This window comes from Mesorhizobium sp. LHD-90 (assembly GCF_030929505.1).
In the GTDB taxonomy this organism is placed as follows: Bacteria; Pseudomonadota; Alphaproteobacteria; order Rhizobiales; family Rhizobiaceae; genus Kumtagia.
The window spans coordinates 369,486-390,178 of sequence record NZ_JAVFVV010000002.1 but is presented as its reverse complement, the minus strand read 5'-3'; the positions used below and the strand labels follow the sequence as shown (position 1 = coordinate 390,178).

15 protein-coding genes are annotated in these 20,693 nt (G+C 62.8%); 3 read left to right on the top strand and 12 right to left on the bottom strand.

Going from position 1 to position 20,693, the window contains the following annotated elements:
• Positions 1-85: 85 nt before the first annotated feature.
• Positions 86-835 (bottom strand): transporter substrate-binding domain-containing protein, encoded by a 750-nt coding sequence (locus RB623_RS04035; protein WP_308055458.1) that lies wholly within the window; start codon positions 833-835, stop codon positions 86-88.
• 206 nt (positions 836-1,041) lie between these two features.
• Between RB623_RS04035 and RB623_RS04030 the strand changes: the two genes are divergently transcribed.
• A complete protein-coding gene (locus RB623_RS04030) occupies positions 1,042-1,794 on the top strand; it encodes an SDR family oxidoreductase (RefSeq protein ID WP_308055457.1) in 753 nt (250 codons plus the stop codon).
• Positions 1,795-1,805: 11 nt separating this feature from the next.
• On the opposite strand, the gene RB623_RS04025 is transcribed toward RB623_RS04030, so the two are convergent.
• From RB623_RS04025 to RB623_RS03985, 9 genes are all read right to left on the bottom strand, one after another.
• The gene (locus tag RB623_RS04025; RefSeq protein WP_308055456.1) at positions 1,806-3,866 is read right to left on the bottom strand and encodes a hydantoinase/oxoprolinase family protein; all 2,061 of its coding nucleotides are present in this window, start codon (positions 3,864-3,866) and stop codon (positions 1,806-1,808) included.
• 19 nt (positions 3,867-3,885) lie between these two features.
• On the bottom strand, positions 3,886-5,577 hold the full coding sequence (locus RB623_RS04020; RefSeq protein WP_308055455.1) for a hydantoinase B/oxoprolinase family protein: 1,692 nt from the start codon (positions 5,575-5,577) through the stop codon (positions 3,886-3,888).
• Between the two features lie 151 nt (positions 5,578-5,728).
• The gene (locus tag RB623_RS04015; RefSeq protein WP_308055454.1) at positions 5,729-7,039 is read right to left on the bottom strand and encodes an FAD-binding oxidoreductase; all 1,311 of its coding nucleotides are present in this window, start codon (positions 7,037-7,039) and stop codon (positions 5,729-5,731) included.
• 101 nt (positions 7,040-7,140) lie between these two features.
• The gene (locus tag RB623_RS04010) at positions 7,141-8,049 is read right to left on the bottom strand and encodes a CoA ester lyase (RefSeq protein WP_308055453.1); all 909 of its coding nucleotides are present in this window, start codon (positions 8,047-8,049) and stop codon (positions 7,141-7,143) included.
• The gene (locus tag RB623_RS04005; protein ID WP_308055452.1) at positions 8,049-9,212 is read right to left on the bottom strand and encodes an acyl-CoA dehydrogenase family protein; all 1,164 of its coding nucleotides are present in this window, start codon (positions 9,210-9,212) and stop codon (positions 8,049-8,051) included. The genes RB623_RS04010 and RB623_RS04005 overlap by 1 nt, the downstream gene beginning before the upstream one ends.
• Before the next feature lie 74 nt (positions 9,213-9,286).
• A complete protein-coding gene (locus RB623_RS04000; RefSeq protein ID WP_308055451.1) occupies positions 9,287-10,027 on the bottom strand; it encodes a FadR/GntR family transcriptional regulator in 741 nt (246 codons plus the stop codon).
• Positions 10,005-10,838, bottom strand: a complete 834-nt coding sequence (locus RB623_RS03995; RefSeq protein WP_308055450.1) for an enoyl-CoA hydratase-related protein — start codon at positions 10,836-10,838, stop codon at positions 10,005-10,007. Before RB623_RS03995 ends, RB623_RS04000 begins: the two co-directional genes overlap by 23 nt.
• A 35-nt stretch (positions 10,839-10,873) precedes the next feature.
• A complete protein-coding gene (locus RB623_RS03990) occupies positions 10,874-11,881 on the bottom strand; it encodes an acetyl-CoA hydrolase/transferase C-terminal domain-containing protein (RefSeq protein ID WP_308055449.1) in 1,008 nt (335 codons plus the stop codon).
• 347 nt (positions 11,882-12,228) lie between these two features.
• Positions 12,229-13,659 (bottom strand): MmgE/PrpD family protein, encoded by a 1,431-nt coding sequence (locus tag RB623_RS03985; protein ID WP_308055448.1) that lies wholly within the window; start codon positions 13,657-13,659, stop codon positions 12,229-12,231.
• A 249-nt stretch (positions 13,660-13,908) separates the two neighbouring features.
• Here RB623_RS03985 and RB623_RS03980 point away from each other — a divergent pair, with 249 nt between their 5' ends.
• Positions 13,909-15,345 (top strand): aldehyde dehydrogenase family protein, encoded by a 1,437-nt coding sequence (locus RB623_RS03980; RefSeq protein WP_308055447.1) that lies wholly within the window; start codon positions 13,909-13,911, stop codon positions 15,343-15,345.
• Positions 15,346-15,421: 76 nt separating this feature from the next.
• On the opposite strand, the gene RB623_RS03975 is transcribed toward RB623_RS03980, so the two are convergent.
• Together RB623_RS03975 and RB623_RS03970 are read right to left on the bottom strand one after the other, a co-directional pair.
• Positions 15,422-17,032: an FAD-dependent oxidoreductase gene (locus RB623_RS03975; RefSeq protein ID WP_308055446.1), complete on the bottom strand. Its 1,611-nt coding sequence runs from the start codon at positions 17,030-17,032 to the stop codon at positions 15,422-15,424.
• A 77-nt stretch (positions 17,033-17,109) separates the two neighbouring features.
• Positions 17,110-18,678, bottom strand: coding sequence for an FAD-dependent oxidoreductase (locus RB623_RS03970; RefSeq protein WP_308055445.1), 1,569 nt, complete (start codon positions 18,676-18,678; stop codon positions 17,110-17,112).
• A 280-nt stretch (positions 18,679-18,958) separates the two neighbouring features.
• On the opposite strand from RB623_RS03970, the gene RB623_RS03965 reads away from it, so the two are divergent.
• Positions 18,959-20,482, top strand: coding sequence for an ABC transporter substrate-binding protein (locus RB623_RS03965; protein WP_374121636.1), 1,524 nt, complete (start codon positions 18,959-18,961; stop codon positions 20,480-20,482).
• The last annotated feature ends 211 nt before the right edge of the window (positions 20,483-20,693 follow it).

Sequence of the window (20,693 nt, the reverse complement as noted above, 5' to 3'; positions counted from 1 at the left end):
CCCGCGCTGGACGTGCCGTTCCACCCCTACCGGCGGGGAACTTCGGCCGGTTCGATGAAGAGGGCGTTGGCTTCAGGCCCGGCGATCAGAATTCGATGCCCTGAAGGGCCTCTTGCGGATCGATCCCGATGGACTGCATGGCATTGAGATAGGCAACCTGGATGATGCCCGCGCCGCGCGCGTAGTCGATCCATCCGTTCATGAAGTCCCGCCATGTCTTGTCACGCTCGCGACGCATGCCGATGTTCGAGCTCGAAAAGAAGATCGGCTTTGGGACTATGGTCTCGCCGATGCCGGGATCGTTCAGGGTCGATCGCCTGGAACTCGTCCAGAAAATGCAGTGGGCGTCGGCGCGGCGACTGCGGACGGCAAGGGCCGCTTCTTCGACTGACTTCAGCGCGATGATCTCCGCGTTGGGGCAGAGGCGTCGGGCCATGTGCTCATGGACGGTTCCGACATCGCAGGAAATCTTGATCTCCGGCTTGTTAAGGTCCTCCCATGTCTCGACGGCGAGGCCAGGACGCGCGGTGACCGCAAGCCGCGTCTTATACATGCCGCTTGAAACGTCCATGACCATCAGGCGCTCCGGAGTCGGCGTGGTTCCGAGGATCAGGTCGAGCCTGTTCTGCTGCAGCTCGATGATCGAGTTGCCCCACGTCGTCTCGACGATCTCAAGCTCGGCGCCAAGATCGCCAGCAAGGCTCTTGCTCACCTCGTAGAGCCAGCCACGCCAGCTCCCGTCGACATCCTTCCACATATGCGGCTGGTTTGCCGAGAACCCGGGTACGCGAAGCTTCTTCGTATCGAGAATCTGCTGAAAGGTTTCGGTTTCCATCAGCGTGCTCGCCTTGGCGGCCGAAGCTTGGAGCAACAAGCCACCCGCTGCGATCCCAGCGGCTGCACCGCCAAACCCACGTCGTGTAATCATCCAGCTCTCCTGCTCAGGGTGCATCCGGACATCGGATCCTCTGAAATCATATATATCATTTCTAGGATTGCAAGACTAATATCGGTGAAGTTCACGAGGGGAGTAACATGCCGATGGATCTTGATCTCAATGGCCGATGCGCGCTGGTTACGGGCGCGAGCGCAGGAATAGGACGCGCGACCGCTCTTGCTCTGGCGCGCGAAGGCGCAACCGTCATTGCAACGGCGCGACGCGCGGCCCTGCTCGAATATATCTCGGTTCAGGCACGTGACACCGGGGGACAGATCCTACCGTTTGCGGCCGACCTCGCCACCGCGGAAGCACTGCATCGCTTCGTCGGAACAGTGCAGCAGGCCGCGGGGCCGATCAATATCGTCGTCAACTGCGCTGGTGGAACACGCCCGGTGGCACTCGATGCATCAGAGGAAGACTGGGAAGAAGCCTTTTCGGTCAATTTCACAGCGGCGCGGCGGCTGGCTTCGGCCATGCTGCCGGCGATGAAACATGCGGGCTGGGGCCGGATCATCAACGTGACCGGCATACTCGAGCCAATCGGGCTCAATGCCGCCGTGGCCGCAAAGGCAGCCCTCAACCTCTGGTCCAAGGGGATCGCACGCGATGTCGCGCGCCACGGAGTGACCGTCAACTGCATCGGCCCGGGCCGGATCCTGACCGAACAGATCCGCGACAAGGTCCATCCCACCGAGGAGTCGCGCCAGGCCTTCGCAGAACGCTATATCCCCATGGGTCGGTTCGGCGAGCCTTCCGACGTCGCGGACCTGATCGTGTTTCTTGCCTCACCGCGCGCGAGCTACATCACGGGCGCATGGATCCCTGTCGATGGCGGGATGCGGCGCGGCCAGTGACCCAGCCGAGCTTATTGGATATCGACCACGTAGTTGCCGTATCTGGTCAGTGTCACCGACGACTTCGGGCCGACAACGATCGTCGTCAGGACTTCGTCAATGATCAGCGGTCCCTCGACGGCCCTGTCGATCTCCAATGCCATCGGCCCGTAGACCGGCACGTCCACTGCTGCGGACAGTTCGCGGAAGTAGGCGCGGCGACTGCTGGTCGGAGGCTTCGGCAGGTGGCCGGCGCTGATGTCCGGCAACCGGATATCGGTCAGCTTGCCGATGGCAAGCACGTTCCACTCCGTGATCTCGACGTCTTCGTCTTCCGAAGCCGACTGATAGAGACTGCGGTGGAGCTTGTGAAACCGGGTCGAGAGCAGGGCGCCGGGATCCTCCGCGTCCAGATCGGAGGCATCAAACGGCAGTGTAAGCTCCCAGACCTGCGCACGGTAGCGAGCCTGGCAGCTCCACAGCATCCGTCGCGCCTCGGGCGCGACGTCCAGGCCGGTCAGGAACCTCTCGCCTTCGGCCTTCAGCTCCTGCAACGTCTTCCGCACGGTATCGACGTCGAACGCGCCCGTCGTCGTCGCGACGCTGCGCGCAAATCCGAATGTCGCGTCGCCGGCCAGGATTCCGAAGGCCGACAGGACACCCGCCATCTTCGGCAGGATCACGCGCTTGATCCCGATCTCACGGGCCATCGCCACGGCATGCGCGCCAGCGGCAGCGCCACCGGCAACCATGATGTATTCGCGCGGATCGACACCGCGCCGCACCGTCAGATCCTCGATCGCGGCGACCATATCCTGCTCGCAGGCGAAGGTGGTCAGGCCCGCGGCCTCGTCATTGCTGATGTTAAGGCGACTGGAGATGTGCTCCTCCACCACCTGTTTCGACAAGTCGCGTGACAGGGTCATGCCGCCGCCCGAGACGAAGTTCTCGTTCAGATAGCCCGAAAGCAGATTTGCATCGGTGACCGTGGGCCTCGTGCCGCCGCGGCTGTAGCAGGCGGGACCGGGATAGGAGCCAGCGCTTTCCGGTCCCACATGCACGAAGCCGCCGGCATCGACGCGGGCGATCGAACCGCCGCCCGAGCCAATCGTGTGGATCTCGACCGAGGGGACGCCGAATATGTGCCCGGCAATGGTCCCGGCGCGATGCATCGGCAGCTCGCCCTTCGTCGTGATCGACACGTCGAAGCTCGTGCCACCCATATCGACCGTGATGATGTTGCCGACCAGATCACCCTCCATGCGGGCGAAACGCCTGCCGGATTCGGGAGCAGCGGACGGCCCCGAGAAGCAGAGGTAGACCGGACGCCGCAACACGTCTTCCGGCGCCGCCTTGCCGCCGGACGAGGTGATGTAGGTCAGTTTGCCCTTGTAGTTCACCTCTTCCAGGCGGCGCTTCATCGAGGCGATGTTGAGGGCCGCCAGAGGCTTTAGGGAGGCATCGAGCGCGCAGGAGATGGTGCGGCGATGCTCGCGCAGGCACGGATTGACTTCGTGACTGACGCTGACCTGCACCTCTGGAAGATGCTCGCGGATCAGCTCGGCGATGCGCAGTTCGTGCGCCGGGTTGGAGATGGACCAGATCAGCGAGACCGCAACGGCCTCGACCTTCTCCGCGCGCAGATCTTCGATGGCCTTCAACACGCTCGCCTCGTCCAGCGGCTTCAAGACGTCGCCTTCGGCGGTCATCCGCTCGCCGATCTCGAAGGTCAGGGCGCGCGGGACGTAGGGCTGCGGGTATTCCGCATGCATGTTGTAGGTGTCTTCCTTGCCGCCCTCGCGGACGACGAGGACGTCGCGGAAGCCTTCCGTGACGATCAGGCCCGTCCGGGCCGCCTTGCCCTCGAGGATGGCGTTGGTCGCGGCGGTCGTTCCGAAGTCGATCCGCGTCAGCCTGTCGAAGATGGACTGGGTGGTAACGCCGTTCTGCGAGGCGATCAGGTCGATCCCGTTGAAGAAGCCCTGGATGATGTCGGGCTTGGTGGACGGCGTCTTGTAGCCGACGACCGAGCCATCCTCGTAGGCGACGACGAGATCGGTGAAGGTGCCTCCGACGTCAACTGCGACGTGCATATCAGATTCTCCAGTTCGATCAGCGCGCGGCGCCGTAATGCTTGGCTGCGAAGTCCGGCGAGATCCAGCCTTCCCTCACATCGCGCGAGACGCGTTCAGGGTCCCGCTTGGCCGGATCGCCATAGCCGCCGCCGCCGCAGGATTCGGAGTGCAGCCTCTGGCCTGGCTGGAGCAATATGTCTCCGTTGTTTCCGAGAAGCTGCCGTTCGCCGTTTTCAGATTCGAGCCAGGAATAGGTCGGCGCCCCGCTCCTGCCGCCTCGGACGCCTTTGGGAGGATGCGTGCGCGAGGCGGCGTAGTAGACGAAACGCACTGGAGACTTGTGCGCGAGAAAGCTGATCGCCGCGCCCGGCCCGCCCTGGAACTGACCTGCACCGCCGGAATCCTGCCGGATCGCAAGCTTCTCGACGATAAAGGGATGCTGGAGTTCAGACACTTCCACCGAGGACTGGTAGATCGCCCCCTGGGTGGAAGCCGAACCGTAGGTGAGCCAGCCGTCGCTCTTGCCGGTCGCCGGACCACCCCAGTAACCCATCAGGATCTGGTTCACATATTCCTTGCCGTTGTAGCGCGGGTCGCGGCCTGAGACCACGGCAGCCGAAGCCGGAACGCCTACCGTCCCATATCCGGAACCCAGTCCGTCGTTCAGTTGCGCGTAGAGCGCATGAAGGTGGGAAGCGAAGGCCGAGCAGAGGTTCGACGTGGCCGCGCAGGTCGCCGCCGGATAGCCCGGCTTGCCGATCACCGCGCCCTCGCGCATCCTGACCTCGATCCGCCGGAAAGCTCCCGAGCAGCGCGGAATATCCGCCCCGAGAATGTTCAGCGTCGACATGCGGCATGAGGCCAGGGTGGTCGACTCCGTCAGGTTGATACCCAGCGGTACATTGTCGACGTTGCGGGTCAGGTCGATGACGATCCTGCCGGCCTCGGGATCGACATCGATCTCGGCATGGATCGGCAGTCCGTCGCGGTACTGCGGAAGGTCCGTATCGTAATAGTACGTCCCCTCGACCTTGCCCTTCGACAGCTTCGAGATGGCGTTGACCGCCATCATCTCTGCATAGGACTGGAACTCCTCCACGAACGCCTCGAGGACATCCGAGCCGTAGGTGTCGCACAGTTCATCGAGACGCTTCTCTCCCGTCCGAACGGCCGCAAGGCAGGCCTTGTAGTCGCCGTAGAACTGTTCAGGCGCGCGGATGTTGGCGCGACAAATGTCGACCACCTCGCGCACGTCCTCGTAATCCTTCTGGATCCGCACACAGGGAAGCTGCAGACCTTCCTGATACCGGTCGACCGCATCGGCACCATAGGTCGTCGGCGTCGGGAAGCCCATGTCGGCGAAATGGGCGCGGGCGATGGCGTAGAAGCGTATCTTGCCGCCGAAGAAGACAGGAACGCAGAGCGTGAAGTCCGCACAGTGGGTGTTGCCGAGATAGCCGTCGTTGTTGGCGAAGCAGTCGCCGGGCGCCATCGCGCCGCCATAACGCTCCGCCGCGACGCGCGGGATGAGATCGATGGCACCGGTATGCACCGGCAGGCCTATGGCGACGGAGATCGACTGGAAGCTGGCATCGGTGATGGAGCAGGAGAAATCCATCGCCGTGTTCAAGACACCTGAGCGCCCGGACTTGAACAGGGCGTTGACCATGTCCCGGATGATGGCCTCGAACCGACGCCTCAGGACGATCATCAGAAAATTGTCAATCATCTGCGCCCTGTCCTCGTCTCATGTCCAGCTGGCTGCGACACTCATCACCTATATAGGTATATCATTTATATGATTTTGTCATTTGGCAAGCCTGCTTCGTCGACCAGATCGATTTTTTACGAAGTAAGCGGCCTACCGGATAATCCGATCCCTATTTCTGGCGCAGATCCCACCAGTCGCGAAGGTTGTACCATTCGATGCCGAGTCGCGAATACAGCCGGTTCATGGCCGATGGACCGGGGATCCTGGGGAACCTGAGGTCGTCCACCGCGGTCGCCGAGTCGGCTTGCGGCGCTCCGAGAATCCTGTTGCCGATGCGGTTGCCCAGATAGGTACCGGCACACATGCCGACGCCGCAGCATCCCACGATGTAGTGGATGCCATCGACCTTGCTCACATGCGGAAGGAAGTCCATCGGAAAAGCGATCACGCCATACCAGCAGTGGGTCAGCTTGATGCCCGCGAGTTCGGGCACCATCGCGACCATGTCCTGGTAGAGTTTCCTGGCATGCACCTCGGGATCGTTGCCCATCATGCCGCCACGTCCGCCAACCATCAGACGGGTGCCGTCGGGGGTCGGACGGATCCATCCCATCGAGCGCTTGCTGTCGGCTAGCTGGCGATCGGGGAAGAAGCGCTCCATCAGCTTCGGATCGACCGGTTCGGTGGCTGAGAGATAGAGACGCGCGGGTATGAGGCGCTGTTTCAGATAGGGCACAGCACCGTCGGAATAGCCATTGGTCGCGACGACGACTTCCCGTGCCCGGACCTCTCCCCGCTCTGTGACCAGCGTCGTCGTGCCACCGCCGCCTCGCATCTTGAGGACGCGGCACTTGCCGATGAGGTCGACTCCAGCGGCGATGCAGGCCTGAGCCACACCCTGGATATAGAGACCGGAATGCATCGCGAGCGAGTTCGGGATGTGCAGCCCGCCGTGATATCCGCGCACGCCCGTCCGGCGCTCGAGTTCGGCCTTGTCGATGGGCTTCCAGCCGAGACCGAGGCCGCGTTCGCCTTCCAGTGCCGCATCCGCGACGTAGTGCGCGTAGTGCTTCGGGCTGCAGGCCAGGAAGAAGCGCTCGTAGGGCTTGATCATAGGGTCGAAGCCATAGCGCTTCGGCACCTTCAGCAGATGCTCGAACGCGTCGACGAACATCCGCGCGACACGCGCACCCACCTCTGCCCCGAACCGCGCCTCTAGCTGCTCCTGATGCAGGAAGTGGAAAGGAACGATGGACCCGTTGTTGCGGGTGCTCGCGCCTGAACCGATCTTGCCGGAATCGAACACCACGACCTTGCGGCCGCCTTCGGCCAAGGCCAATGCGGCGTTCAGGCCGATCACGCCGGAGCCGACGACCGCGACGTCGTAGTTGCCGTCGGGGGCGGCGCGGGTTCCATCGATCGGCGGGGCGGCTTCCCACCAATAGGAAGTCGGCTTGAACTGGCTGGAGAGCACTGACATCTGCGCTTGATGACCCGGCTGTTGATCGATGCCGCAGCCCCTACCCAGCCTCGGCGTTCACGTTTTGAAACTGTACGGACGTCTGTATCTATCTAACTGATTTAAGTCAATTGCGGCTCCGCTCCACCTTTCGTCCGGGACCCGGAAACAAGCGCCGATCGCGCGATTATCTTCCGCGCCGCCTTCAGATGCGGTGCTTCGACCAGACGGCCGTCGAGGACCGCCACGGTCTTGCCGCCAGCCAGGACCGAGACGATCGCCTCGGCCCTGGCAATCGTCTCCGGGTCGGGCGTGAACACGTCGTTGATGATGTCGACCTGCGCGGGATGGATCGCAGCCTTGCTCCCGAAGCCGTCGTGCAATGCCTCGGCGGCTTCGGCGCGCAGTCCGCCGCCGTCGCGAAAGTCCGTGTACACGGCATCGATACCGACGGCCGATGCCGACACGGCCGCGAAAAGGCACAGCGATCGGGCTGCCAGATAGGGACTGGTGTAGGCGCGATCATGGCCACGGTTGCGAGAGGCGCCTAGATCCGCCGCCAGATCCTCACCACCCCAGAGCATGGCGGTCAGCCGGGGATGGCCTTCACGGTAGCTTGCACCCGCGAGAATAGCCGCCGCCGTCTCGGTAATAATGGGCAGAATGGCCGTACGGCCGGCTTCGAGGCCTTCGCGCGCTTCCAGGACGTCGAGATAGTGTCCCAGCAGCTTCACGTCGTCCAGGCCGGCGCATTTGGGCAGCATGATGCCGTCGGGGCACCCGCGCAGCACGGCGGCCAGATCGGGGCGGGCGTCCGGCGTCCTCAGCCCGTTCATGCGGACGACCAGCGGCTTCGAACGCTGAGCCCCGAGGACATCGAGGCACAGGCCGCGGGCCCGTAGGCGGTTCTCAGGCGCCACCGCATCCTCAAGGTCGAGGATTAGCGCATCGGCCGAACCCTCCAGAGCCTTGGCGATCTTCTTCTCGCTGTCGCCGGGAACGAAGAGAAACGACCGGACTGCGTCGAACATCAAAAATTGCCCATACCAAGGAAACCGTCATGCGGGAAGTCGTTTATGATCTTCTTGCCGACCAGTTCCTTGAGCGTCTCGGTGGTTCCGCCGCCCAGTGTTCCGTAGCGGGCGCCCCTGAAGTAGCGCGACACTGGAAACTCGTCCGTGAAGCCGTAGCCGCCATGGACCTGGATGGCCTCCGACGTTACCCGAATCGCCATTTCGTTGCAGTACATCTTCGCCAGCGCGGCTAGATGCGGATCCGGATAGGGGTTGGCGGACGCCGCCGCGCGATAGAGCATCGAGCGTCCGATCTCGATGTCCCTATACATCTCGGCCAGCTTCCAACGCATGCCCTGGAATTTGCCGATCGGGCGATTGAATGCCGTGCGGTCCCGGCAGTACTTCACGGCCTCCTCGAACGCGCCTTCGGCAAGCCCCAGCGAAATCGACGGGTTGAGGCAGCGCTGGGTGTTGAAGGCGCTCATCAGCTTCTTGAGGCCGTCTCCCTTGATGACCAGGTTCTCGAGCGGAACCTCGACATTTTCGAAGGTCAGCTCGAAGAGATGCTCGCCACCCATCGTGTGGAAGCGCCCGGTGCGGATCATGCCCGGTGTATCGCGATCGACCAGGACGCAGCCGATGCCTTCGCGGCCGGCTATCTTGTCGACGCGCGTGAACACGACGAACAGCTGGGCTTCGTCGACCTTGGAGATCAACGTCTTCGTGCCATTTATGACGGCGCGGTCACCCTTGATCTCGGTGTTGGTCTTGATGTTTGCGACGTCGGTGCCGGCGTGGGGCTCCGTCATGCACACTGCAAGGACGTACTCGCCCCTTATCACCCCGTCGAATATGCGCCGCTTCAGTTCCTCGGGTGCATACTGCGCCAGGATGCGCGTCTGCACGCCGAGCTGCGGCATCAGCGCCATCGCGGTCGTGTAGCAGCCCTTGGCCACTTCCTCGACCACGAGGGCGGTGTCGAGGACGCTCAATCCCAGCCCGCCATATTCCTCCGGTATAGCCATGCCGGTGATGCCTATCTCGGCGAGGTCCTTGAGATTCTCCCACGGAAAGGTGCCGTCGAGAAACTTCAGCGCGCGTGGCTTGATCCGCTCCTGAGTGACGGCGCGCACAGTCGCGACCATCTCTCTCTGTTCAGGGCTGAGCCGGAACTCCATGTGCGCATCCTTCATATGTCTAAATCATTTAATTTTAAGAGTGGACGTTCCCTATGTGGGGCGGGGCAGTTCTCTTAGCTGCGGGGCGTTCTATTGAACACGCGCGTCGGACGATTGATGAGTTCCTTGTAACGCTTGCGTACAAGGGTTTCGAGCTCGCTTACATGGATCTCCATGCGCTCCGCAGCCAGGCGAGGATCGCGGGCGCGACAGGCATCAAGGATGCTCTGGTGAGCGGTGACGACATGCTGCTGGTTGGATTCGCTAAGCTTTACGCCGTACTCAACGCCGTCGGCCAACGCGCTGATGCTTCCCCAGAAGGCCTCGAGAACCTTGTTGCCGCTGGCTTGCGCTACGGCCTGATGGAAGAAACGGTTCTCAGCGAGGAAGGTCTCCTGATCCTTCGCGCCCTTCATCCGCTCGATCGATTGCTCCATCGTGGCAAAGTCGTCTTCCGTACCGTTCATAGCCGCTTCCGCCGCGAGACCGGGCTCGATCACCTCACGCGCCTTGATGACATCGAGGTACGGCACGCGATCCACCATCAGATAGACCGAGAGCGCATGGGCCAGGATATTGATCGATGGCTTGCGCAGGATGATGCCGCCCTTTGGGCCGGGACGAAGCTCCAAAATGCCCTGAGACTCGAGGACGCGCAGGCTCTCGCGCAGCGTTGGACGGCTGACATCGAACTGCTCGAGCAATTCCGCCTCTGTCCCGATCGAAACGCCCGGAACGAGGTTGTTCTTGATGATGTTGTCCAGCAGTCGCTGGGCGACATGCTCGGCTTTGCTAACGGTCGGTATCGCGTCCATGATCGGAATATCCTAGTGAAGGAAAACGTGGCGGCCGCTTTTCGGCAAACGCAGCAATACCCTCTAAATAATCTGCCGATCCGAAGATGGAAAGCAATGCCTGATGCTCGCATTCCAGCCCTTCATCCAACGGCAACATGCAGCCACGTGCGACCACGTCCTTCAATTTCATCGCGCAGTCCAGCGAACGCGTCGCCAGTGTCGCCACGTAGGTGTCGGCAACCTTGCCCAGTTCGTCGGCGGGCACAGCCAGGTTGACCATGCCGATGTCGGCAGCCCGGCGGCCGGTCACCGGCTCGCCGGCATACATAAGATAGAGCGCCTGGGACTTTCCGATCAGCCGCGGCAAACGCTGCGTGCCACCCGCGCCGGGGATAGCGCCCAGGCGCGCCTCGGTCAGGCCGATCATAGCCTCTTCCGCTGACAAGCGGATGTCGCAAGCGAGCGATATCTCTAGTCCGCCCCCAAGCGCCGCGCCATGGATCACGGCGATCGTCGGCACCGGAACGGCGGCCAGTTCGTCCGCGAGTGCGGAAATCGCCCGATTGTGCGCATAGCGCTCCTGTTCGGTCATGGTCGCACGCTGCTTGAGATCGGCGCCCGCGCAAAAGGCGCGCCCATGCGCCCTGAGAACGACGACCCCGGCCTTCTGCTCGACGGCCTGACGCACCACGTCGCGCACCGCGGAGACCATCTCCCGGCTCAGGGCGTTCATCCGATCCGGCCGGTTGAGCCATAGCTCCACGGATCGCCCATCACCTGCCTTTATCTGGACGGCGTCATTCGGGGATCTGATATCAAGCGGTTTCATCAACCCATCATTCTAATTGGCGACCGCGACCATCTTCATTCGGCCGCGATCGCGTCAGCCTTTGCCAGTTTGTCGCGATGGTCGGGGTGAGCTATCGCGATCAAGCGGCGGCGACGCTCATCGAAAGGAACGCCGCGCAGATCCGCGACGCCATATTCCGTCACGACCGTGTCGACATCCGAGCGGGGCGTCGTGACAGGCCTATCGGCAAGCGACGCAACGATACGGGAAACGCTTCCGTTGGGTGTCGTCGCAGGCAGGGCTATGATCGAACGTCCGCCCTTGGAATAGCGGGCGCCGCGCACGAAATCGACCTGTCCGCCGACCGCGCCGAGGTAGCGGCCCGCGGCGAGTTCCGCATTGACCTGGCCAGATATATCTACCTCGATCGCGAAGTTGATGCTGTGAAACGCGTGCAGCTTCGCCATCACCGCGACATCGTGGGTGTACTCGACCGAGCGCATCGTGATTGCGGGATTACCGTCTGCCCACGCATACAGGCGGTCGGTCCCGAACAGTCCGCCGGTGACCGTCACGCCGGCGTCAATCCCCTTCCAGGCATTGGTGACGGCGCCCGATTCCACCATGTCGACCAGCATGTCGGAGACGACGCCGGAGTGAACGCCGAGCTCCTTGTGGCCGAGCAGCGCCCTTGCGACCGCGCAGGAAAGCCCTCCGACGCCCAACTGAACCGTCGCACGATCGGGGATCAGCTCTGCAACCCTCCTGCCCACGCCATGCTCGATATCGGTCGGGCGGGGGTCCGATATCTGAATGATGTCGCCGCCAGCCTGCACGAAATGATGAATGGCGGAGGCCGGGATGACGGCATCCCCGCGAGTCAGCGGCAGCCGTGGATCAACCTCGGCCACGACGACGCGGGCGCAAGCCACAAGCGCTTCGGTATAGTCGGAGATGACGCCCAGCGAATACTCGTCCGACCTGTCGGTCGGTCGAACACGGATCAGCGCGACGTCAACCCGAATGTCCCGATTGCGCAGCAGCGCCGGGACGGTCGACACATGCGACGGGATCACATCCATGAGCCCGCGCGAAACCAGCGAGCGGTTGGTTCCAGCGCCATTCAGGCCAACCATCTTGAACTTCATGGCGACGGCCGGCGACAGTGTGTCGCTCGCCGTCATGCCGACGAAAATGCCGCGCCCTGGGAGATGATCGGCCTGCGAAACGAGACGGCGGGTGAGCCCAGTCGGTTCGCCGGGGCCTTGCGGCCAGGAGATGACATCTCCGGGCCGCGAAACCGCGCCAAAATCGAAATCCGAACTCTTTTCCAAAACCCACCTTGCTTCTTGGTGCCGCTGCTCAGGGCCCTAGACAATCCGCCCTTCCCTTGATAGAGAAAGCGACCAGCATTGTCAAATCATTTATATCATTTACGCATCACGAACACGTCAAGAATTTCGGCCCCGCGCCTGGCTTGCGCAAGCCCGTCGACGCGCGTGCGGAAGCGCCGGACCGTATCCTCCGGCCACGCCAATCCGCTGGCCGCGAGGCAGCCCTCCATCTTCATATCGAAGTCGCGCTCGCTCATCGGAGCATCGGGATGCCCCTTCGGGTAGTCGACACGCATCGAGAAGGTTCCGCGTACGGTCTCAATCTCGACATCCGCCGGCGAGACCGCGCGTGGCCAGTCCGCCTCGATCCCTAGATCGACGCGGCATTCGGTTTTGGCGGCCAGCGCGAGCACGTCAGGCCGATTGAGCGCCTCGTCGGAAAGGTCGTTGAGATTGACGCCGCCCGTCACCAGTGCGGTGGCGAAGGTGTAGGGAATGGAGAACTGGGCCTGGACGATCGTCTTCGGCGCTCGGCGCATTTCGGGCGGGGTGCATACCGCCTCGTAGGACTGGTTGTTTACCCCAACGCGGATGGCGCGGATGTCCGACAGGTCGCCTCCGAGTTTCTCGCGCAGGACAAGCGCCGCATCGATGGCCGTGTGGTTGAAGCGGCAGCAGGGATAGGGCTTGTAGCTCAGCGCCGCGAACTCGAACTGGCTGCCCAGCCCCTGCCGCAGGCGTTCGGGATCGTAGCGGTCATGCAGATAGGTGCGGAATAGCCCGTCGACGCCCTCGAAGGTCATCTGCGCACCGCGGATCCCGAGCTTGCTCATGGCGACGGAGATCAGACCGGTTTTTGCCGCAAAGCCCGGCTGGATCCGCTTGGTCAGCGCAGCGTCACGGGTCACCTGATGGTTGCCCGCCGCCTGGCTGTAAGCGATTCCCAGCGCGTTGCGGGTCTGCGCAGCGTCGAGCCGCATGACGCGGGCCGCCGCCGCGGTGGCCGCGAAATGCCCGAACAGCGAGGTGTACATGTAGCCGCTTTCGATGATGCCGACCCTTGTGGCCAGGCCCAGGCGGGAGATAAGCTCTAGCCCGACGGCGACGCCAGCGATCAGATCCTCGCCGGTCGCCTCGGGCGCGGTCTCGGCCGCAGCGACCGCGGCGGGAATGACGGAAACGCCGGCATGCAACGTCGCTGCATCTAGCGTGTCGTCGAAGTCGCGGGCGTGCGACATCATCCCGTTGACCCAGGCTGCCATCGGAGCAGGCACGCGTATGTCGGTGAACCAGACACTTGCTTCGGGCTTGCCGCCCCAATCCGCCACCAGTCCGGCCAGATCCCGGACACCCGCCCCGGAGATACCGCCTGCCGCGCAGGCCATCGTATCGAAGATATTGGCCTTCGCCGCCTCGACCACCTCCGGGGCGAGATCCTTCACCTCGACGGTCGCCGCGAAGCGTGCAAATTCCTCGGAGAAATCGATCGCCGGCCGGTTTTTCGACCCGTCATTCCCTGCAGCCATGAGACGCTCCCCTGCAATTCCACGACGCCGACTAGCTCGAAACGCCGATGAATACAAATCATTTAACTTTTTTTCCAGCGACGCGGGCGACATGTCAATCCCTTTGTTGGACGGGATGTTGCAGCACCCTAGGAGCCCGCCATACGCACGACCCAGCAATTTCTATTTGACTAGTTCATCTAGATGAATAGAGTTCGCACGCGAAGTCGGAGGTCGGTCGACCCTGCACGCCACGAGGATTACCGTTCCATGCCCGAGATCCCATATTCCCATCTGACCATCGACGGTCGAAGCGTGCTCGGCGTCGGGCCAGAGATAGCGGTGGTCAATCCCGCGACGGAGGCGGAGATCGCGCGGATAGCATCGGCGTCCGTCGATCAGGTGGACGAAGCCGTCCGAGCCGCGGCCAGGGCCTTCGACGATCCTTCCTGGTCTGATCCGGCCTTCCGTGCGAAGACGCTCCGCCGCTTCGCCGACCTCATCGAAGAGAACCGCGACGTCCTGATGGACGCACTGATCTCGGAGATGGGAACCCCCGTCAATCTGACCTCCAATCACGTGCTCACTCCTGCGACCTATCTTCGCTGGTTCGCGGACCAGGCCTTGCGCGACCGATCCGTGGAGCTCGGCGCCAATGCCACGTTCAGCGGTGTGAGCAGGATTGTCTATCGTCCCGTCGGGGTGGTGGCAGCCATCTCCGCCTTCAACTATCCGTTGCTGATCGGAGTCTCAAAGCCGGCGGCCGCTCTGGCGATAGGCTGCACGGTCGTGCTGCTCTCGTCTCCACAAGCGCCGATGGCGGTGAACATGCTGGGCAGCCTCATCCGGCAAGCCGGTTTCCCGCCAGGTGTTTTCAATGTCATCGCGGGAGGCGCCGAGGTCGGACGCGCCCTGACGGAGCATCCCGGCGTCGGCAAGGTCACCTTCACCGGGTCGGTGGATGTCGGCCGCAAGGTGATGGAACAGGCGGCCAAAGGGCTGCGCAGCGTGGTCCTCGAACTCGGCGGCAAATCGGCCGCGATCATGCTCCCCGGCGTCGACTACAAGAAATATGCGTTCCAGCTCCATGCTCGCTACGCCCGCAACGCCGGCCAGGGCTGCGGCTCGCCGACGCGCATCCTCGTCGAGGAGTCGCGCTACGAAGAATTCTGCGCCGCGAGCCGTGAGATCTACGCGAGGCTGAAGGTCGGCGATCCGCGACAGCCGGACACCATCCTGGGTCCGGTGATCACCTCGGCGCAACGCGATCGCATCGAGGCCAAGATCCAAGCGGCGGTCGATCGTGGTGGCGAGATCATCGCCGGAGGCGGACGACCCGATATCGAGCGCGGCTGGTTCCTGAACCCCACGCTGGTCGGTCGCCTGACGAATGACGATCCGCTGGCCCGGGAAGAACTTTTCGGCCCGGTCTCCGTTGTTCTGACCTATCGCGACATCGATGAGGCGATTGCGATCACCAACGATTCAGACCTCGGTCTGAAGACATATCTGTTCGGTGATCGTGTGCAATGCATGGCGCTGTGCGGCCGCCTGCGCGTCGGTACCGTGCAGATCAACGGCGGATCGCCCTTGCGTCCGGATGCGCCTATGACCGGATACAAGCACAGCGGTGTCGGCTCGGAATGGGGTGAAGACGGCCTGCGGGAGTTCGTGCGCCCCCAACACATCGATATCGCGTTCGGCTGAGCTGGCCGCCTGCCCGCCAAGAGCAGGCGGGCGGATTCGCATCGCGTGGCTCGCCGGCGTTTCGCGCTTGCGGCGCTCAGCCGGCAGTCGGCGCGTGCGCGGGTACCGCATTCACGCCGTGCAGCCGGCTGATCTGGTCGTAGTAGCGCGTCACCTCCTCGTTGATCCGCTCGGGTGACCAGCCGCGACATTCGCCGAGGATCTGCGCGGCGACCTGTGCCCCTTCGCGGGCCATCGACCCGTTCCAGCCCAGGCCGGTCCGCCGGAACATGATATCGGACAGCGTCTCGGCATGCTCCTCTTCGATGGCGTAGCGGATATCGGCGAGGCGCACGGTCACATCGTCGCTGAGCAAGGGAGGCGAGTTGGGATCGTGCGGACGCTTTTTCGCCGTGTAGGAAAGCTTGGCGGGCGTGCCGCGCGGCTTCAGTTGCGCGCGCATCCTTGTCACCGCATCGCGTCCCGACATGCGGCTACGACCGATCGTCGCGCCGGTCAAAGCCATGACATTTGGCATGCCGCTCGCCGACAGATCGTGAATCTGGCGCGACCACGTGCCTTCAGGATTGTTCTTGTCGTAGGTGCGAGGCTCGATGCCGGCCCAGGAATAGACGACATCGGAACGCTTGAGATCGAGACCCGGGAGTATGCTCCTGGCGTTGGCGAGGACGACGTCGATGTCGTCCTCGGTCGCATAGACCTCATCGAGACTGCCCGTGAATGGCATTTCCGTCGGCCCGATGTAGTGCATGCCGCGAAAGGGGACGACGTAGAATAGCTGGTGACCATGGATGAAGGTGAATATGCCGTGGTCCCTGTGCTCGACGGGGAGGCGCACCATGATATGTACGCCCTTGAACCTCTGGATCAGTTGCGCGGAACTGGGCGTTGCGGCGAGCTTGTTGACGTCGTCGACCCAGGCGCCGGTGAAGTTCATGACCTTCCTCGCGCCGACCCGTACCGACGTGGTGCTGGGATCGAGACTGTCCGACAGGACCAGCTCCCAACCGTCACCTTTGCGCTCGAGGCGCGTCAGTTCCGTGTAGTTTCGCACGCTGGCGCCGAGTCGCTCGGCTTCCATGACGGTGTTCATGACGATGCGCTCCGGCCACTCGAACCGGCATTCGCGGAAGGTCGCGACGCTGCGCAGCCGGTCCTGCGAATGAAGGATGGAAAGCATCGGAATGTCGCCGAACTGCTTCTTGCCCAGCCGGCGATAGTCCAACGGAATGTCGCCGGCGCCCACCCATCCGAGCATCCTGAACGCCGCGTCCATCTGCCAGCCCGAATAGGGTCCACCTTCGTAGACCGGATAGCAGAAGGTGAATTGGCGTACATATTCCGGCATGGTCGACGCGAATTCCTGTCGGCAGATCGACATCTCCCTGGCAGACCGAAGCGCCGCCCTGAGCTTGTTTGGGTTCCGCACAAATTCCCAAACCGACGAACTGGGAGCGAGGCCGGCAAGACCGCAGTGGAGCAAGCGGCTTGAGCGACTGCTCGCACCGGTTCCGAAGTCATTCTTGTCGAACATGAGGACGGAATAGCCCTCGGCCGCGAGGTGCTGGGCGGCCGAGCCTCCATTCACCCCACCGCCGATGATGACGACGTCATAGGTCTGGCCGCCATAACCGCTCAATGGCCGGCGTTTGCCGGACGTTCCACAAGTGTTGCTCGTTGTCGACATGGTCTCCTCCACCGACGATTACGGATTCCTCACTGTCAGTAGTGCTGCCGCGGCAAGGGACCTTTCTCGAGGTGCCCTTACGGTCGGGTCGGGCCACCGCCTTCCCTGGTTCCGTGGCGATGTGCGAGTTCGTCCAGGTAGCGCTCGACCTCCTCGTCGATGCGTTCCTGCGGCCAGCCGCGACATTCGCCCAGTATTCGGGCCGCGACCTGCGCGCCTTCGCGCCCCATCGACCCGTTCCAGCCGGCTCCCGTCCGGCGGAACATGATGTCCGTCAACGTCTCGGCATGCTCATGTTCGACTGCATAGGTGATGTCCGACAGCCGAACTGTTGGGTCGTCGTTGAAAAGCGCAGGCGAATCGGGATCGTGCGGGCGCTTGTGGGCCGCGTAGGAGAATCCCTTGCGCGCGCCACTCGGTTCCAGTCGGGACCGGATCGCCGCTGTGGCATCGCGCCCTGTCATCCTGCTGCGGCCGATCGTTGCGCCGGTCACGGCGAGGAAGTTCGGCATGCCACTGGCGGAAAGGTCATGGATCTCGCGCGACCAGGTTCCTTCGGGGTTGGCCGGATCGAAGGTCCGCGGCTGAACGCCAGCCCACGAGTAGAGCACGTCCGAGCGCGTCAACTGAAGGCCCGGGATGACGCGGGCCGTGTTCGCGAGCACGTGTTCTATATCCGCCTCGGTGGCGCAGACATCGTCCAGGCTGCCCTCGTAGGGCATGTCGGTCGGGCCGATATAGTGCATGTCCCGCCACGGCATCATGTAGAGGAAGATGTCGTCCGGACCGAAGGAGAATATCCCGTGGTTGCGGAACTCGGGCGCGAGCCGCACCATGATGTGGACGCCCTTGTTCCCGTTTATCAGACGGGGCGAACGGGGTTGTCCGGTGAGTCGGTTCACGTCGTCGACCCACGGGCCCGTCATGTTCATCACCACGCGCGCATCGACCGAGACGGGTCCTGCGCCGGCGTCGAGCCCATCCGACAGGAAGAGCCTCCAGCGGTCTCCCTGGCGCTCGAAGCGCTCCAGCGCCGTGTAGTTGCGCACTGTCGCCCCATGCCGCTCGGCTTCCAAGACCGTGTCAACAACGATCCGTTCGGCCCAGTCGAAATTGTATTCCGAGAACGTCGCCACGCTGCGTAAGCGTTCGGGCGACCGCAGCTTCGAAACCAATGGTATTGTTGAACGCGCATCCTTCGCGCTCAGCCTGCGGTAGTCGAGCGGCACCTTCGCGTCCTTGCGGTCGAGCAAGCGAAACGCGACATCGAGCTGCCAGCCTGGAAAGCGACTGTCATCATAGATCGGTAAGCAGAAGGTGAACTTCCGAACATATTCGGGCATCGTCGTCACGAACTCGTCGCGCGACTTCGACTGTTCCCGCCCAGACTTCAAGGCGGCTTTGAGCTTCCAGGGCTGGAAGACGAACTCCCAGGGGGACGATTTCGGCATAAGGCCGCTCAGACCGCAATGCAGCAGACGGCTGGACCGGCTGCTCGCTCCGGTGCCGAAGTCGCTCTTGTCGAACATGAGGACGGAGTATCCCTCGGCGGCCAGATGCTGTGCGGCGGCGCCGCCGTTGATGCCGCCTCCGATAATGGCGACGTCGAAGCTTTTCCCCGACAGGTCATTCAATGGTGAGCGCATGACAGATCCCCCTTCGTCTCGCAGCCTCGCGGCGGAACTCGCCTGGAATATATGATCTAGATCGTTTATACAATAAGGTTGATCTTAACGAAAGCTGGGACTATCGTTTCCGTCGTAGGATGCTCGCCGACCCAAGCCATGTGGCATGAGCTCGCGTTCATCTGCGGAGAAGCAAGGCGCATCCGGCTTTGAGCCGGCGTAACTGGGGAATTAGGAGGAACCTGTGACAAACAGAAACAATACAGGCGGCATATTCCACGTGAGGATCAACCGGCGTTCCATGCTTGGAGGCTCGCTCGCCTTCGGCGCACTGGCGTTTGGCGCGTCGGCCGGCTGGAGCAGTTCGGCCCAGGCCGAGGAGCCGAAGAAGGGCGGCGTTCTCAAGATCGGCATCGGCGGCGGCTCTAGCACGGACCCGCTCGACCCCGCGCTGATCGCCAGCCCCATGACGCGCATTCTCACGCGCAGCTGGGGCGAGGGTCTGGTGGCGGTCAATCCGGACGGCACGCTTGACTACCGGCTGGCGGAAAGCGCCACCCCGAACGATGACGGCACTGAATGGGCGTTCAAAATCCGTCAAGGCGTAAAGTTCCACGACGGCACAGAGCTCACGCCGGACGACGTGGTTGCAACCTACAAACGCCATTCCGATGAGAAATCGCAATCCGTCGCGCTGGCTCTCATGAAGGGCATAACGGACATGAGGGTCGACGGCCAGAACGTCGTCCTGAAGCTCTCGACCGCGAACTCGGACCTACCCTATCTCCTGTCCGACTATCACCTGCCCATCCAGCCAAGGGGCGGCGTCGACAAGCCCGATGCCGCGATCGGCACCGGTCCCTACAAGCTGGTATCCTATCAGCCGGGCGTCCGCATCGTGATGGAGAAGAACATGGACGATTGGGATGCGACCCGCGGCCACTATGACGGGCTCGAGATCATCGTGATCAATGACTCGACCGCTCGCGTTTCGGCGCTGCAGTCCGGCCAGGTGCACATGATCAACCAGATCGATCCCAAGATCGCAAAGTTCCTGAAGAGCGCCCCGGGCATTCAGGTGAGGAACACTCCAAGCCGCAGCCACTACGCCTTCGAAGCACATGTCGACACCGCGCCCTTCAACAGCAAGGACCTCAGGCTGGCCCTGAAATACGCGATGAACCGCGAGGAGATGCTGGACAAGATCCTGGGCGGTTTCGGCACGATCGGAAACGACGTGCCTATCAACGGCACCTATCCGCTCTTCGCGAATGAACTCGAACAGCGGCCATTCGATCTCGCAAAGGCGGCCGAGCACTACCAGGCATCCGGACACGACGGCAGCCCGATCGAACTCTTCGTGGCGGAAACCGTGTTCCCGGGCGCCGTCGACGCTGCCCTCCTATGGCAGGCGACGGCCCAGCAGGCCGGAATTCCGCTGGCGGTGAGGAAGGTGCCGGACGATGGCTACTGGGCGGATATCGCCGGTGTCAAATCCTTCCACGCCGACAACTATCTTGGCAGGCCGGTCCAGGACCAGCAATACACCGTATTCTTCCAGACCGGCGCCGAATGGAACCTGACGCATTTCAACAATTCCGAATTCGACGCACTTCTGATCGAGGCACGCGGCGAACTGGATGAGGCCAAGCGCAAGGAGCTGTACGCCAAGATGGCGAGCATCCTGTGGGACGAGGGCGGCCTGTTCGTCCCCGTCTTCGCCGACTTCATCAACGCGCATTCAGACAAGATCGCCGGATGGTCCGACAATCCTACGGACGAGCTGATGGGAGGCCTCGCGCCCTCCCGCACCTGGTTCGCATAACGGGACAGACGGGCCATGGACCTGTTCCGCGGCAGAACCGTTCACCCATCGGAATCAACGAAGGCCGGATCTTCCGGCCTTCGTCTCATCTGCGGCGGCGGTACCGGCCGGACAGCCATGCCGCGGCCGCGCTTCACTCAACCATGCCGGTTGCCTGTCCGGCCAGAGACGAACTCTGGCCGTGAAGCCAGGAATCTAGCCCACGCGATCA